General features: G+C 66.3%; 12 protein-coding genes and 7 tRNA genes. 11 read left to right on the plus strand and 8 right to left on the minus strand.

Going from position 1 to position 14,550, the window contains the following annotated elements:
* Positions 1 to 3 precede the first annotated feature (3 nt).
* The 6 genes from ACZK4Z_RS13315 (at position 4) to ACZK4Z_RS13340 (ending at position 839) form a co-directional block, all read left to right on the plus strand.
* Positions 4 to 79: transfer RNA gene (locus ACZK4Z_RS13315), tRNA-Ala, on the plus strand.
* Positions 80 to 133: 54 nt separating this feature from the next.
* Positions 134 to 209, plus strand: a tRNA-Glu gene (locus tag ACZK4Z_RS13320).
* A 184-nt stretch (positions 210 to 393) separates the two neighbouring features.
* Positions 394 to 469: transfer RNA gene (locus ACZK4Z_RS13325), tRNA-Ala, on the plus strand.
* Between the two features lie 49 nt (positions 470 to 518).
* Positions 519 to 594, plus strand: a tRNA-Glu gene (locus tag ACZK4Z_RS13330).
* A 46-nt stretch (positions 595 to 640) separates the two neighbouring features.
* Positions 641 to 716: transfer RNA gene (locus tag ACZK4Z_RS13335), tRNA-Ala, on the plus strand.
* A 47-nt stretch (positions 717 to 763) separates the two neighbouring features.
* Positions 764 to 839, plus strand: a tRNA-Glu gene (locus tag ACZK4Z_RS13340).
* A gap of 139 nt (positions 840 to 978) precedes the next feature.
* Here the strand turns inward: ACZK4Z_RS13340 and ACZK4Z_RS13345 are convergent.
* The gene (locus tag ACZK4Z_RS13345; protein ID WP_010484960.1) at positions 979 to 1,395 is read right to left on the minus strand and encodes a GNAT family N-acetyltransferase; all 417 of its coding nucleotides are present in this window, start codon (positions 1,393 to 1,395) and stop codon (positions 979 to 981) included.
* Positions 1,396 to 1,472: 77 nt separating this feature from the next.
* On the opposite strand from ACZK4Z_RS13345, the gene ACZK4Z_RS13350 reads away from it, so the two are divergent.
* Positions 1,473 to 2,429 (plus strand): SOS response-associated peptidase family protein, encoded by a 957-nt coding sequence (locus ACZK4Z_RS13350; RefSeq protein WP_049461923.1) that lies wholly within the window; start codon positions 1,473 to 1,475, stop codon positions 2,427 to 2,429.
* 45 nt (positions 2,430 to 2,474) lie between these two features.
* On the opposite strand, the gene ACZK4Z_RS13355 is transcribed toward ACZK4Z_RS13350, so the two are convergent.
* Positions 2,475 to 2,672, minus strand: a complete 198-nt coding sequence (locus tag ACZK4Z_RS13355) for a hypothetical protein (protein ID WP_010484956.1) — start codon at positions 2,670 to 2,672, stop codon at positions 2,475 to 2,477.
* Between the two features lie 69 nt (positions 2,673 to 2,741).
* Positions 2,742 to 3,122: a response regulator gene (locus ACZK4Z_RS13360; RefSeq protein ID WP_032129385.1), complete on the minus strand. Its 381-nt coding sequence runs from the start codon at positions 3,120 to 3,122 to the stop codon at positions 2,742 to 2,744.
* Positions 3,123 to 3,254: 132 nt separating this feature from the next.
* On the opposite strand from ACZK4Z_RS13360, the gene ACZK4Z_RS13365 reads away from it, so the two are divergent.
* The 3 genes from ACZK4Z_RS13365 to ACZK4Z_RS13375 all read left to right on the plus strand — a co-directional run bounded on the left by ACZK4Z_RS13365 (position 3,255) and on the right by ACZK4Z_RS13375 (position 5,505).
* Positions 3,255 to 3,340, plus strand: a tRNA-Leu gene (locus tag ACZK4Z_RS13365).
* A gap of 70 nt (positions 3,341 to 3,410) precedes the next feature.
* Entirely contained in the window at positions 3,411 to 3,953 is a 543-nt protein-coding gene (locus tag ACZK4Z_RS13370; protein WP_125894552.1) for a GNAT family N-acetyltransferase, read from the plus strand.
* 115 nt (positions 3,954 to 4,068) lie between these two features.
* Positions 4,069 to 5,505 carry a GGDEF domain-containing protein gene (locus tag ACZK4Z_RS13375; protein ID WP_125894550.1) on the plus strand — a complete coding sequence of 479 codons (1,437 nt, stop codon included), beginning with the start codon at positions 4,069 to 4,071 and terminating at the stop codon, positions 5,503 to 5,505.
* Here the strand turns inward: ACZK4Z_RS13375 and ACZK4Z_RS13380 are convergent.
* Positions 5,502 to 7,328, minus strand: a complete 1,827-nt coding sequence (locus tag ACZK4Z_RS13380) for a methyl-accepting chemotaxis protein (RefSeq protein WP_125894548.1) — start codon at positions 7,326 to 7,328, stop codon at positions 5,502 to 5,504. The two genes, ACZK4Z_RS13375 and ACZK4Z_RS13380, sit on opposite strands and share 4 nt — an antisense overlap.
* Before the next feature lie 255 nt (positions 7,329 to 7,583).
* On the minus strand, positions 7,584 to 8,186 hold the full coding sequence (locus ACZK4Z_RS13385) for a GNAT family N-acetyltransferase (protein ID WP_258015780.1): 603 nt from the start codon (positions 8,184 to 8,186) through the stop codon (positions 7,584 to 7,586).
* Positions 8,187 to 8,281: 95 nt separating this feature from the next.
* Between ACZK4Z_RS13385 and ACZK4Z_RS13390 the strand changes: the two genes are divergently transcribed.
* Entirely contained in the window at positions 8,282 to 9,370 is a 1,089-nt protein-coding gene (locus tag ACZK4Z_RS13390; RefSeq protein ID WP_032129389.1) for a DUF5694 domain-containing protein, read from the plus strand.
* 39 nt (positions 9,371 to 9,409) lie between these two features.
* Here ACZK4Z_RS13390 and ACZK4Z_RS13395 read toward each other — a convergent pair whose 3' ends face one another.
* From ACZK4Z_RS13395 to ACZK4Z_RS13405, 3 genes are all read right to left on the minus strand, one after another.
* A complete protein-coding gene (locus tag ACZK4Z_RS13395; protein ID WP_125894546.1) occupies positions 9,410 to 9,640 on the minus strand; it encodes a hypothetical protein in 231 nt (76 codons plus the stop codon).
* Positions 9,641 to 9,702: 62 nt separating this feature from the next.
* Complete coding sequence (locus tag ACZK4Z_RS13400; protein ID WP_125894544.1) at positions 9,703 to 11,892, minus strand: PAS domain S-box protein; 2,190 nt, start codon at positions 11,890 to 11,892, stop codon at positions 9,703 to 9,705.
* Positions 11,893 to 12,099: 207 nt separating this feature from the next.
* The gene (locus ACZK4Z_RS13405; protein WP_180837815.1) at positions 12,100 to 14,487 is read right to left on the minus strand and encodes a Tex family protein; all 2,388 of its coding nucleotides are present in this window, start codon (positions 14,485 to 14,487) and stop codon (positions 12,100 to 12,102) included.
* Between the last annotated feature and the right edge of the window lie 63 nt (positions 14,488 to 14,550).

The following is a 14,550-nucleotide window of genomic DNA, read 5'->3' on the forward strand; positions in this document are numbered from 1 at the left end:
CGTGGGGCCATAGCTCAGCTGGGAGAGCGCCTGCATGGCATGCAGGAGGTCAGCGGTTCGATCCCGCTTGGCTCCACCAATCTTTCGGCATTAGGCCGTCGAAAGGTCGCTAAAGAACATTGATGAGAATTGCGTCCCCATCGTCTAGAGGCCTAGGACATCACCCTTTCACGGTGGCGACCGGGGTTCGAATCCCCGTGGGGACGCCACTCATCACGAACAACGAGGACCCGGCCGATAACCGGGTCTTTTTTGTTCACCGCCTACCGGCATTCAGGTTGTGGCGTTGCGATTCCCCTGCCCTCGTGGTCGCGGTTGAACCGGAACGAAAAAAGCTCAAAAAAAGCTTCCACAAACGTGAACACGCAGGTATGATAGGCGGCTCGGTAACACGGGGCCATAGCTCAGCTGGGAGAGCGCCTGCATGGCATGCAGGAGGTCAGCGGTTCGATCCCGCTTGGCTCCACCACTTTCGACATTAGGCCGTCGAAAGTTCTACAACTTGAAGTTTTTCGTGCGTCCCCATCGTCTAGAGGCCTAGGACATCACCCTTTCACGGTGGCGACCGGGGTTCGAATCCCCGTGGGGACGCCAGTTTCAAAACGGACTCTGCTCCCGGCAGATCATCCGGAGTTTCATTGGGGCCATAGCTCAGCTGGGAGAGCGCCTGCATGGCATGCAGGAGGTCAGCGGTTCGATCCCGCTTGGCTCCACCACTTCGACATTAGGCCGTCGAAGGATCTACAACTTGAAGTTTTCGTGCGTCCCCATCGTCTAGAGGCCTAGGACATCACCCTTTCACGGTGGCGACCGGGGTTCGAATCCCCGTGGGGACGCCAATTCTTGAAAACCCTGGCTTCGGCCGGGGTTTTTCTTTGCCTGCGATTCCCGGAAGGCCCTGTCCACGCATGGCGTGGATCTACCGCAGAGCCCGCGTAGATCCACGCCTTGCATGGATGGCTTCACCTGCGCCGCACCTCAGAACCGGCGATACATCCCGATCGACGCCGGTGCTGTCGGCGCAAAACCGAACTGCGCGTACAACCGGTGCGCCTCACCATCGGCCAGCAGGCTGACGTATGCCGACGGCGGCAGGTTCGCCTGCATCCAGCCCTCCAGGCGACGCATCACTTCCTTGCCCAGGCCCTGACCCTGCAGGCGCGGCAACACAGCGATATCGCAGACCTGCAGGTGGCAGCCCCCATCGCCGACGATGCGCCCCATCGCCACCAGCTCGTTACCCTGGTAGGCACACACGCCATACAGGGTATTGGGCAGCGCGCGTGCCGCCGCCTCCTGGCTCTTGGCACTGAGGCCCGCCAGCACACGCAGCTGGCAATAGTCTTCGACCGTGGGCACGGCGTCGCGGAACTGGCAGGCGACGGAATCATTCATGCGCTATCTCCCTGTAGGTCGGGCTATCCTGCCTCATCCATGTCGCAGCTGCTGCGACCCACGCCCGCAGAGTTCCCATGTGCTATTCCGCCCTCATCCGCGCCGACTACGCCAAGCTGGTGCGCGAGTTCGGCGCCATCCTGTCGTTGGAAGAATTCGCGGAGCTGTACGCGCACGATCCTGGCAAGAAGCGCCCCAGAACTCCCAAGGCGATGGATGACGGCTTCGCCGGCGCGCGCACCGAGCAGGGCCGCGACATCGTCGCGAAAATCCAGCAGTGGCATGCGCAGGAACGCCAGGATCTGGAAGCGGAGCTGGCCCGCCAGCGCGAGCGACGCGATATTGCCAATGCCACGCTGGCGACCCGCCCCACCCAGAAGGCACGCAACGACCTGCGCGTGGCCGGCAACCGCATCGATCGTGCGCAGGCTCGGCTGGAAGATCTGCACCGGGTGCAGCTGCTGCCGCGCGACAACCGTATTTTCCCCGGTACCTACGCACCGGTGATGGTCAGCGAGAGCGGCAAACGCGTGATCAAGCCGATGCGCTACCAGTGCCGGCTGCCGGACAAGCCTGCGCGCAACGACGTGCTATATCCGGGCACCTACAACGCGCGGCGCGACAGCCTGGAAGGCTATTGGCGCGGTGCGTTCGGGCTGCGCCACGGCGTGGTGGTGGTGCAGGCGTTCTATGAGCACGTGCCACGCCACGCCATCGCCTGCCGTACGCTGGGTGCCGATGAGAAGGATCAGGACGTGGTGCTGGAGTTCCGGCCCGATCCCCCGCGCGACCTGCTGCTGGCCTGCCTGTGGGCGGAATGGGAAGGACCGGAAGGTCGCCTCCTGTCATTTGCCACAATCACCGACACGCCTCCGCACGACGTCGCCGCTGCGGGCCATGACCGCGGCGTCGTTCCCATCCGCAAGGAACACCTCGATGCCTGGCTCAATCCCGATCCGGATGACCTGGCGCGGCAGTACCGCATCCTCGACGACCGCGAGGAGATCCGCTACGTATACGAAGAAGCGGGCTGAACACCGCGCACAGATGAAAAACCCCGCCTGGGCGGGGTTCATGGATCAGGGATTGCCGCCGCACATCGCCTCTTCGCAGAAGGCCTGTTCCTGCAGGCATTGTTCGACCTCTCCACCCCGCGCGATGCAGCTCTTGTAGAGCTGGAAACAGGGCTGGCCACACCACGCGGCAGAGGCCGTACCACCGAAGACCGCCATCGAAAGGACACCCGCAGCAACCATGCGCTTGATCCACTTCTTCATGCCACTCTCCTTGTAGGCCTGAGCATTCAGGCCCGGGCAGGATACGCCCACCGCTTCAGCACGCGCCAATCAGGCGCTGGCGCTGGCGCGGCCCACTGCGCGTACCAGCGCCTGGCTCAGATCTGCCGAGAGATAGGGCTTGACCAGCAGCACGCCGGCCAGCATCGGCTCGGGCAGCTGCTCGGCCTGCATCCCGGTGGCCAGCACGAACGGCACTCCGCGCGCCGACAGTGCCGCAGCCACCGGCTCGCTGGTCTCATTGCGGGCCAGGCGGTAATCGAGCAGGGCCACGTCCGGGGTCGACGCCTGCAGCAGGCGCAGCGCTTCAGCCACGCTCGCGGCCAGCCCCACCACCGTCGCACCGGCATGCACCAGCTGCATCTGCAGCAGTGCGGCACTCATCTCGTCGTTCTCGACCACCAGCACCCTCAGGTCCTGCAACACTGTCATCGGCTACCGCTCCTGGAGGCATTCAAGCCGCCGCAGTATAGCCATGACAGGGCCGAAGCCGACAGGACGCGCCCCGATCGGCCTCCCCACTATGAAAGCCGTGCCGACCTCGGTTACACTCGCACGCTGCCTGCCGGTGTGGCGGAATGGTATACGCAGCTGACTCAAAATCAGCCGGGGGTGACCCCATGAAGGTTCGAGTCCTTTCACCGGCACCACTGCATCAAAGGCCAGGTCACCGACCTGGCCTTTTGCAATTTCAGGGCCCGGGCGCCGACACTGGCGACGATGCCAGCGCCCGCCCTGCCCACGCTCCCTGCCACCCTGCCCGCACGGCTGCGTCCACTGCACGTGGATGCTGCCGCCGCCTGGGCCCGCTATCTCTCGCTGCCGGGCGTGACCGAGCACACCAGCTGGGGCGACGTTTCCGAAAGGGCACTGCGCTGCCAGATCGCCGGTTACCTGCCCACGGCAACGGACCAGCGCTGGGCGCTGGTGGGCGCCGACAGCCAGCTGATCGGCACCGTTGGCCTGAACGGAATCGACCTGTCGCATGGCCGCGGCGAACTTGCCTATGATCTCGATCCGCGCTGGCAGGGTCAGGGACTGGCCACGCAGGCAGCACGCGCGGTGCTCGAATGGGGCCATGCCGCACTCGCTCTGGTCCGAATCCAGGCGACTGTCCTGGACAGCAACGCCCGCTCGATCGCCGTGCTGGAACGCCTCGGCATGCAGCGCGAAGGCCTGCTGCGCGCTTACCGGCGGGTTCGAGGACAGCCCCGTGACTTCTGGATGTACGCCCGCGTCGAAGGCTCCGCGTCACCATGCTGAAACACAACTGCGACTTCCGGCAAGCTTTGGAATAGACGCAGCGCACACTTTTCTTGCAAGCCACACGTGCTTCTGCCTATCGTGATCCCAGCCGGAGCTGGGGGCGGGGGAATGCATGACGTTGCGTGCGGCACTGTTTTTTCTGGTCACGCACGCGCTCGTCATTGCCTTTGTTGGCCCGCAGGACCCGGTCGGCTCCTACCTGATGCTGATCACTGCGCCGTTGCTGGCTGCACTGGCCTGCGTGCGGCGTGCGCGTGACAGCCGCCAGGGGGCCTGCAAATGGCGGACGCTGGGCGCTGCCGTGGGCCTGTTCTCGCTGGCCCTGCTCGCCCTGCTGTACCGCAATGTGGCCGGCCTCGATCCTGCGCAGATGACCGTGTCTTCGCTGATCCTGTACGTGTTCTACCGCATCCCCCTGACCTACGTGGCCGCCAGCCCGGGCGGCGGCAACCGCTGCATCCGCGCGGTGGACCTGCTGATCATCGCGCTGCTGTGGCTGCTGTACTTCGGGCACACGCGGGCGATGGCGCATTTCAACGCCGCATTGTGGACGCAGTGCCTGAACGCCATGAGCAACCTACAGAACAGCCTGGTGTTCTGCTTCGCGCTGATCCGCTTCCTCGCCGAGGACAATCCCGACCGCCGCGATTTCTTCCGGACACTTGCGATCTACGCGCTGGGCTATTTCCTGCTGGCGTTCTACATCAACACCTACCAGCCGCAGCTGCCTGACGGCAACTGGGGGGACCTGCTGATCAGCGGACTGTTCGTGGTGCTGGCCGTCATGGCCGCCAGCAAGCGCCGCTATCCGGCGGTGGAGGTATCGCGCAGCCTGCGCCGCATCGTCGACGCCGGCGTGCCGTTGATGCTGCCCTTGCTGCTGATGATGGTGGCGCTGCTGGTCGCGCGCCTGCAGCCCACCCTGGCCACGGTGGGCTTCATTGGTGCCATGCTCGGTTATGCCCTGCGCAGCGTGCTGAGCCAGGTGGAGATCCAGCGCCAGCGCGATGAGCTGGAAACGCTGGCGCGGCGCGATCCGCTGACTGGGCTGGGCAACCGCCGCAGCTTCGACGAATCTCTTGGCAATGCCCGTGGCCGCGCACGCCGCCAGGGACTCGGGCTGGCGGTACTGATGATCGACATCGACCACTTCAAACGGCTCAATGACACCTATGGCCATCCGGAGGGCGATCGTCGCCTGCAGTCGGTCGCCGCCATTCTTGATGGCTGCCTGCAACGGGGTGACGATCTACTGGCGCGCTATGGCGGCGAAGAGTTCATCGCCGCCCTGCCCTCGCCCGATGCCGCCCACGCCCTGGGCCTGGGCGAACGGCTGCGCGCTTCGGTTGAAGCCGCAGCCCTGCCCGCCCCCGAGGCCACCGTAACCATCAGCATCGGCGTGGCCTGGCAGGCACCCGGCGAAGACCGCGATCCGCGCGACCTGGTCGAACGCGCCGACCAGGCCCTGTATCGCGCCAAACATGCCGGACGCAACTGCGTACGCGGCGACACCGATAGCAAGGAAGACCCGTCCGGTCGCCGCGCCTAGACCGCGTGCAGCCCCGCTGTTCCGTGCCGGGGCCCGGCCCCGCCCTGCACGCGGAAGCTGGCCACGGTCTGCAGCAGCTGCGCCGACTGCTCTTCCATGCTGCGCGCCGCCGCCGACGCCTCCTCGACCAGGGCCGCGTTCTGCTGGGTGCCCTGATCGATCAGGTCGACCGCATGATTCATCTGCTGGATATCGTCGCTCTGCTGCTGCGAGGCCGTGCTGATTTCAGTCATCAGGTCACTGACCCGGCGCACGTTGGTCACGATTTCATCCATGGTACGGCCCGCGCTCTCAACCTGCGCCGTGCCGGCGCCCACATTGGCAACCGACTCATCGATCAGGTGCTTGATCTCCTTGGCTGCGCTGGCCGAACGCTGCGACAGCTCGCGGATCTCAGTGGCAACCACGGCAAAGCCGCGGCCATGTTCACCGGCACGCGCAGCCTCCACCGCTGCGTTCAGCGCGAGAATGTTGGTCTGGAAGGCGATGCCGTCGATCACTCCGATGATGTCGACGATGCGCCGCGACGAGGCATTGATCACCGCCATCGTCTCGACCACTTCATGCACCACAGTGCCGCCTCGAGCGGCGACGTCGGCCGCTCCACCGGCCAGCTGGCTGGCCTGGCGCGCGTTGGTGGCCGTGCGCTGCACGGTCTCGGCCAGGCCCTTCATCGACACAGCGGTTTCCTCCAGCGAGGCCGCCTGCTGCTCGGTACGCTGCGAGAGGTCGCTGTTGCCCTGTGCGATTTCGGTCGCGCCGACTGCGATGGTGTCCGCGGCGAACTTGATCTGGCCGATGATCGCGGCCATCGCCTCGACCAGCGAATTCACGCCTTCGCACAGTTCGGCGATCGACCCGTTCTTGTCGGCGGTGGCCACGCGCTGGGTCAGATCGCCCTGCTTGGCGGCAGCCACCACCTCGCGGGTCTGCGCCACGGCGCGCTGCATGGCCTGGTTCTCGTGCACCTGCGCGGTGATGTCGGTGGCGTACTTGACGACCTTGAACGGCTTGCCATTGAGGTCCAGGATCGGGTTGTAGGATGCCTGGATCCAGACCTCGCGCCCGCCCTTGCCCAGGCGCCGATACTGGCCGGCGTCATATTGGCCGCGCCCGAGCTTCTCCCAGAACTGGCGATACTCGACGCTGCTGCGATGCTCAGGCTCGACAAACAACGAATGGTGCTGCCCGCGCACTTCGTCCAGGCTGTAGCCGGTAGCGGCCAGGAAATTGTCATTGGCCGACAGGATGCGGCCATCCATGCTGAACTCGATCACCGCCTGCGATTTGGCGATCGCGGCCAGTTGCCCCGCCGAGTCGGCCGCCTGCAGCTTCTGCGCGGTGATGTCGGTCGCGAACTTGACCACCTTGTACGGCCGCCCCTGGCGGTCCAGCACCGGGTTGTACGAGGCCTGGATCCAGACCTCACGCTGGCCCTTGCCGAAGCGCCGGTACTGTCCGGCGTCATATTCGCCACGCCCCAGGCGCACCCAGAAGTCGCGGTATTCCGCGCTGCGCGCCTGCTCGGGGTCGACGAACAGGGAGTGATGCTTGCCCTGGATCTCCTCCAGCCGGTAACCCATCGCCTGCAGGAAATTGTCATTGGCCCGCAGGATGGTGCCGTCGAGCGCGAACTCGATGACAGCCTGCACGCGATGCAGCGCGGCCACCTGCGCTTCCAGCTCGGTGCGGTCGGTCATCGCCGCCTCTGTGCTGGTGCGTTGCTGCGGCGCCAGCACGCCAAGCAGCGCACGCCACGGCGACCAACGGGTATGCAGCTCGGCCGGCGCCTGCGCGCCTGCCGTGAAGCCTGGAATGAGCATTGTCTGATCCTCGGTGTCCGGTAAGCGGTTGTGACCCGACGGGCGGGATGCCCGGCGGCAACATCAGTTGCCAGGGACTACAGGTGCCAACGGGCACCTCTCGAGCGACTGCCAAGAACGTCTGCTGCGGGTGCGATCGGCATCTGGAAACGGCGGAACACACTGCGCGGACCACCCGTCGGGGGCAGCCTGGGGTCCTGCGGCGGGTGACTGGAGCGGGATCCAGAGGGAGTATCGGCGACGCCGTCGGCCGCTTTAGCGGGATTCCGCGACGTCCGTCGCAACTCCGTGCATTGCAGCCGGAATGCGGTAGACGATTGCCGTGTACTTCACGCCCTGCTCACGTGCCACAGCCTGCCCACCAAGGGACTCAGCCAGTGCACGGCTGGACCGGTTCCGTTCCGCCACCGGGTAGCGGAACGCAGCACAGCGCAGGCGCCCGGAGGCCGCCGACCACACCGCCGCCACTGCCTCGCGGCCATAGCCGTGCCCATGCATCACTTCTGCGATCCAGATGCCCAGTTCGGGTTCTGCTTCAAGGGCTCGATGCAGGCCTGCCAGGCCAAGGAATACCCCATCCCCGCGCCTGCGGATCACCAACGTGATGTCGGTCCCGTCGGCGATGGTAAGCAGCCACGTCCGCCAGACGGCAGCAAACGTCTCCTTCGAGGGTGGCGGCTCAAACGCCATATAGCGGGTCAGCCCGGGTGTGATTGCCACAAATGCCTCGTCGGCATCACCGGGCGTGAAAGGCCGGAGGTGCAGCCGCGGACTGTCGATGGTCCAGTCGTCCAATGTCATCTTCTGCATCGCCTGGGCATTGCGTGCAGCATCGCTCAGCAGAAGGATGCAGCTCAAGGCAGAAAGGTTTACATGACCAATGCGGGATTCCCCAGCAGGAGAAAATGACCAGCATGAAGGTCCCGCAGGATGCTTATCGACATGGAGATCGCATGTTCCCTCGCTTTGCCAGCCTTCTCTTCCTGGCCCTGTGCAGCAGCAGCGCGCTGGCCAACGACGCCGCCTATCGACCCGCCTTCCACCCCGACCAGCTGAAGGGACCACCCGCAGGACGCCCGAACGAAGTGCTGGTGCTGGGCAGCCCGCACCTGTCCAGCCTGCCGGAGACCTTCACGCCGGCGATGCTGGAACCTCTTCTGCAGCGCCTGGAAGCCTGGCGGCCCACCGCGATCGCGGTGGAGAACCTGTCCGGCCTGCAGTGTGACTTCATGCGCCGCAATCCGGCCCGATACGCGGAGAGCGTAGCGGACTACTGCGTCGATCCGGCACCGGCGCAGGCCGCCACCGGCCTGGACGTGCCCAGCGCCAACGTGGAGATGGAACGCCTGCTTGCGGATTGGCCGAAGGCGCCAACCGCTGCCCAGCGGCGCCGATTGGCCGCCGTGTTCCTGGCCGCGGGCGAAAGCAGCTCGGCAGTCGTCCAATGGCTGCGGCTGCCCAGGGAAGAGCGACGTGCTTCGGACAGCCTGACACCGGAACTGGTGCAGTTCCTCGACACGCGCATGGCCCGCCGCAACGAGGCCGGACTGGTGGCCGGCGTACTTGCGGCACGCCTGGGGCTGGAGCGCCTGTGGTCGGTCGACGACCACACTGCAGATTCGCCAACACCGGAATCGCAGCAGAAGGCCTACGCTGCCGCCATACGCGGTGCCTGGGACAATTCCTTCGTCAAAGCGCGCAGGGCGGCCGATGAACGACTGGAGGCCAATCTTGCTCAACCGGATGGATTGCTCGCAATGTATCGCGCCTACAACACGCCCGAGGCCGCGATGGTGGCCTTCAACAGCGATTTCGGCGCGACCCTCGTCGAGCCCTCGCCGGAAGGCTTCGGCCGCAACTACGTGGGCTACTGGGAAACCCGCAACCTGCGCATGGTCGCCAACATGCGCGACATCCTGGGCCAGCATCCAGGCACCCGCATGCTGACCATCGTCGGTGCCTCGCACAAGGGCTACTACGAGGCTTACCTCGATCTGATGCACGACGTGCAGCTGGTCAGTTCGGATGAAGTACTGCGCTGACGCAACATGACGTGGAGGATGCGGTGACCATCCACCGCATCACTCCGCCGCGTTCCTGCCCGTCCGCCACAGCACGATGCTGGCGGCACCGATACAGGACAGCGTGAACACCAGCAGGGCGACCGCGCCGCCCTGCAGTACCGGCAGCAGGGCCTGCGCGTGAAGGTCGCCGCGCAGCTGTTCCGCACGCAGGCAGGCGGCCAGCGCGAGGCACCAGCCAACCATCGCCGGGGCGTAGGCCCGCATCGCAACCGGGTTCCAGACCTTCATGGGATCACCTGCATGAGTGGATGTGCGCGCAGTATTCGCGCACGCCCTCTCACAGGCTGAGATCAGCCCTCGGCGGCTTCGGAATCATCGCCGGGCAGCTCACTGACCTCGCCCTGCACCTGTACGTTGTTGCGACCCATTGCCTTGGCCCGGTAGCACTGGGCATCAGCCGCCGCCACGGCCTGGTCCACGCTCATCCCACCCGCCAATGGCGCGATACCGATGCTGGCACCCACATGCAGGCGGTCCCGGTCCCACGGAATCGACAGCGATGCCAGGGTGTGCAGCAGTTCACCGCCGATGCGCGCGGCACGACGCGGCGTGCAGCCGGACAGGATCACTGCGAATTCGTCGCCGCCCAGACGCGCCACTACGTCCGAATCGCGCACACCGTGGCGCAGCACGCTGGCCACCGCCCACAGCACGGCATCGCCAGCCAGATGGCCCCAGGTGTCGTTGACCGGCTTGAAGCGGTCCAGGTCGATGTACATCAACGACGCGGCCTGGCCAGTTCGCTCGACGCGGGTGATCGCCTGCTGCAGATGCACCTCGAAACCGCGACGGTTGCTCAGCTCGGTCAGCGGATCGATCTCGGCCAGATGGCGCGCTTCGCGCTGGCGCGCGCGCTGCTGGGTGTCATCACGCAGTACCCACACTGCACCGCGTACATGACCTTCATCATCGCGCAGCCAGGCACGGGTCAGGTCGACCGGGATCGTGGCCGTGCCCAGGCGCAGCAGAAGATCGGCGTGCAGGTCCACCGCATTGCTTTCCGGGTCCAGCAGGACCGACACATCCAGTACCGAGCCGGGCGCATATTCGGTGGTCAGTGCCAGCACGTCCTGCACCTTGTGCCCGGCCAGCGACAGCGCGCCATCACCCGCCAGGGTGCGTACTGCGGCGGCATTGGCGTAGTCGATACGGCCATCCAGGCTGACACTGAGCACCAGGTCGGCAACCGCATCAAGCGTGATACGGCTGCGCTGCTCGCTCTCGAACAGGCGCTGCTCGCTGCTGCGCTGGGCGCTGATGTCCTGGATCTGCGACACGAAATGCAGCGGTTCACCGTGCTCGGTGCGCACCAGCGACACCGACAGCCGCGCCCAGATCACCTTGCCGTCGCGATCGAGATAGCGCTTTTCCAGGTGGTAGTGGCTGCGCCGCCCGGCCAGCAGATCCTGCACCAGGGCCAGGTCGGTCTGCAGGTCATCGGGGTGGGTCAGGCGCTGGAAATCAACCTGCAGCAGTTCTTCGCGGGGGTAGCCCAGGATCCGGCACAGTGCGTCATTGACGTCCAGCCAGCGTCCTTCCAGCGACACCAGCGCCATGCCCAGCGCCGCCGACGTGAACGCACCGGCGAATTTCTCTGCCGACAGGCGTGCTTCGGCGCGCGCCTGCAGGATCTCGGTGATGTCGATGGACATGCCGACATAGCCGATCCGCGCGCCGCCGGCACCATCCATGCGGCTGATCGACAAGCGCACCTGGCGTGGCTGGCCATCCTTGCGCCGCAGTGTCCACTGCCGTGAATAGGTCTGCTCATCGGCGCGGGCGCTGAGTGCTTCAAACGCGCCCGGCAGGCTTCCGTCCGCAGCCGCCAGCGGACGCAGCCAGGCCGCCAGCTCGTCCGGATCGTGGAAATCACCCAGTCGCCGCTGGCCGACCACTTCTTCCGCGCTGTAACCCAGCAGGCGTTCCGCGCCGGTATTGAACAGGGTGATGGTGCCTTCGGTATCGGTCGCGATCACCGCCACCTCATCGGACGCGTCGACCACGGCCTGCAATCGCTGCCGGCTCTCGGCCGCATCCTGCCGCGCCTGCTGCAGCTCGGTCACGTCGGCGTGCGCACCGGCCATCCACAGCGGTCGTCCCTGCCCGTCCCATTCGAACACGCGGCCACGGTCGTGGATCCACATCCACTGGCCGTTCTTGTGGCGCATGCGCAACAGGCAGACATAGTTGTCGCTGCGGCCTTCGAAATGGTCCTCGAGCGCCGCGTCGGACAGGGCGATATCGTCGGGATGGACCAGCGTCAGGAACGTCTTCTGGCACACCGGCTCCAGTTCTTCCAGCCGATAGCCGACAATCTCCGCCCAGCGCGCATTGACCCGCATTTCGCCGGTCTGCACGTTCCATTCCCAGGTACCGGCAGCGGTGCCGTCGATGATCATGGCCAGGCGCCGGCGCTCCTCTGCCAGTTCCTGCAGGCGCCGCTCGAGCAGCCCGTTGCCGTTGTTTCCCTGGCCCGCCATCAATCCGGTCCCCGGCCCGCACAGGCGGGCAGCAGCCGCAGCACAACGCTGCAGCCCTCAACGAAGACAACGGGTCCTGCTGGCGTCATGGCCCTCCCCAGCGACAGCGGGGAGGCCAAACGCCCCCCTCAGGCGCAAGTGTGCGCAATCACGGGGAAAATCGACAAGTCCCCCGCCACGAATCAAGCGTGACGGGGGACACGGTCCTCAACTGCGCTTGGCGCGGGCGAAGGCCTCCGCCAGGGCGTTGTTGGCCGGGGGCGCGGACTGAGCGGGACGGCCGCCATTGCCCTGGCCCCGGTTTGGCCCGCGGTTCTGGCCGCCTGCGTCGCGGCGCAGCCCCTGCCCCTGGCCGCGGTCATCGCGCTGGCCCGGGCGGCTGGTGGCCTGGCCCGGGGTATCGTCCAGGCGCCGGGTCAGGGCGATGCGCTTGCGCGCCACGTCCACCTCCAGCACCTTCACCTTGACGATATCGCCGGCCTTGACCACGTCGCGCGGGTCCTTCACAAACGTATCGGAGAGCGCCGAAATGTGGATCAGGCCGTCCTGGTGCACGCCGATATCGACAAAGGCGCCGAAGGCCGCGACGTTGCTGACCACGCCTTCCAGCACCATGCCCTCGCGCAGGTCCTTGATGTCCTCGACGCCCTCGGCGAAGCGCGCCGCCTTGAACTCCGGACGCGGGTCACGGCCCGGCTTTTCCAGTTCCTTCAGGATGTCGCGCACGGTCGGCACGCCGAAGGTGTCGTCGGTGAACTGTTCTGCCTTCAGGCCGCGCAGGAAGCTGCCATCACCGATCAGCGCCTTGATCGGGCGCGCGGTGCTGGCCACGATGCGCTCGACCACCGGGTAGGCTTCGGGGTGCACCGCCGAGGCGTCCAGCGGCTGGTCACCATCGGCGATACGCAGGAAGCCGGCGCACTGCTCGAAGGTCTTCTCGCCCAGGCGCGCGACCTTCAGCAGGTCCTTGCGACGCTTGAACGGGCCATTGTCGTCACGATGGCGCACGATGTTCTCGGCCACCGTGGACGACAGGCCGGACACGCGCGACAGCAGCGCGGCCGAAGCGGTGTTCACGTACACGCCCACGGCATTCACGCAGTCCTCGACCCGCGCATCCAGCGCCCGTGCCAGGCGGTACTGGTCCACGTCGTGCTGGTACTGGCCGACACCGATCGCCTTGGGTTCGATCTTGACCAGTTCGGCCAGCGGATCCTGCAGGCGGCGCGCGATGGACACCGCGCCACGCAGCGACACGTCCAGCCCCGGGAATTCCTTGGCCGCGAACTCGGACGCCGAGTACACCGACGCGCCCGCCTCGCTGACCACCACCTTCTGCAGCTTCGGGTTGGCGGCAGCCTTGATCGCTTCGCCGGCCAGCTTGTCGGTTTCGCGGCTGGCGGTGCCGTTGCCGATCGCGATCAGTTCCACGTTGTGCTTGGCGCACAGCTGCTTGATCGTCTGCAGCGACTGGTCCCACTGGCGGCGCGGCTCGTGCGGGTAGATGGTGTCGGTGGCGACCAGCTTGCCGGTGGCATCGACCACGGCAATCTTGCAGCCGGTGCGGATGCCCGGATCCAGCCCGAGTACGGTCTTCGGGCCCGCCGGCGCGGCCAGCAGCAGGTCCTTCAGGTTGTCGCCGAACACTGCGATGGCTTCGGCCTCGGCCTTTTCGCGAGCCTGGTTGAACAGGTCCAGCAGCAGATGGGTGTGCAGCTTGGCACGCCAGGTCAGGCGGCAGGCATCCAGCAGCCAGCGGTCGGCGGCGCGGCCCTGATCGGCGATGCCGGCCTTGCGCGCCACGCGTCCTTCGGCGTACTGGTGGCCGGCCTCGGCCTCGTTGCCCGGGTCCAGCTCCAGGAACAGGATCTCCTCGCGGCGCGCACGGAACAGCGCCAGCAAGCGGTGCGAGGGAATCTTCGCCAGTGCCTCGGCGTGTTCGAAATAGTCACGGTACTTGGCGCCTTCGGTTTCCTTGCCCTCGGCCACGCGGGCACGGATCACGCCGGTCTCGCCCAGCCAGGTGCGCAGCTCACCGACCAGCGCGGCATCTTCGCCCCAGCGCTCCATCAGGATCGCGCGTGCACCTTCCAGCGCAGCCTTGGTGTCGGCCACGCCCTTGTCGGTGTCGACGAAGGAAGCCGCGAAGACCTGAGGGTCCTGCGTCGGGTCGGCCAGCAGGCCATCAGCCAGCGGTTCCAGACCGGCCTCGCGGGCGATCTGGGCGCGGGTACGGCGCTTGGGCTTGTACGGCAGGTACAGGTCTTCCAGCCGGCTCTTGGTGTCGGCGGCCAGGATGTCGTTGCGCAGTTCGTCGCTGAGCTTGCCCTGCTCACCGATGCTGGCCAGCACCGCCGCGCGACGGTCTTCCAGTTCGCGCAGGTAGGTCAGGCGCACTTCCAGGTTGCGCAGCTGGGTGTCGTCCAGGCCCCCGGTCACTTCCTTGCGGTAGCGCGCGATGAACGGAACGCTGGCGCCCTCGTCGAGCAGGCCGACGGCGGCACGTACCTGGGCGGACTGGGCACCGATCTCGTCGGCGATGGTCTGGGCGATCTGCTGGGCGAGCGCGCTCTGGGCGTTCTTGGCGTCGTGCATTGCTTCAGGTCTGTGCCGCGTTACGGGAAGACCCCATTCTGGCAATCCACGACGGAGCCGGAC

This window comes from Stenotrophomonas sp. 71799_Sma, from assembly GCF_056482505.1.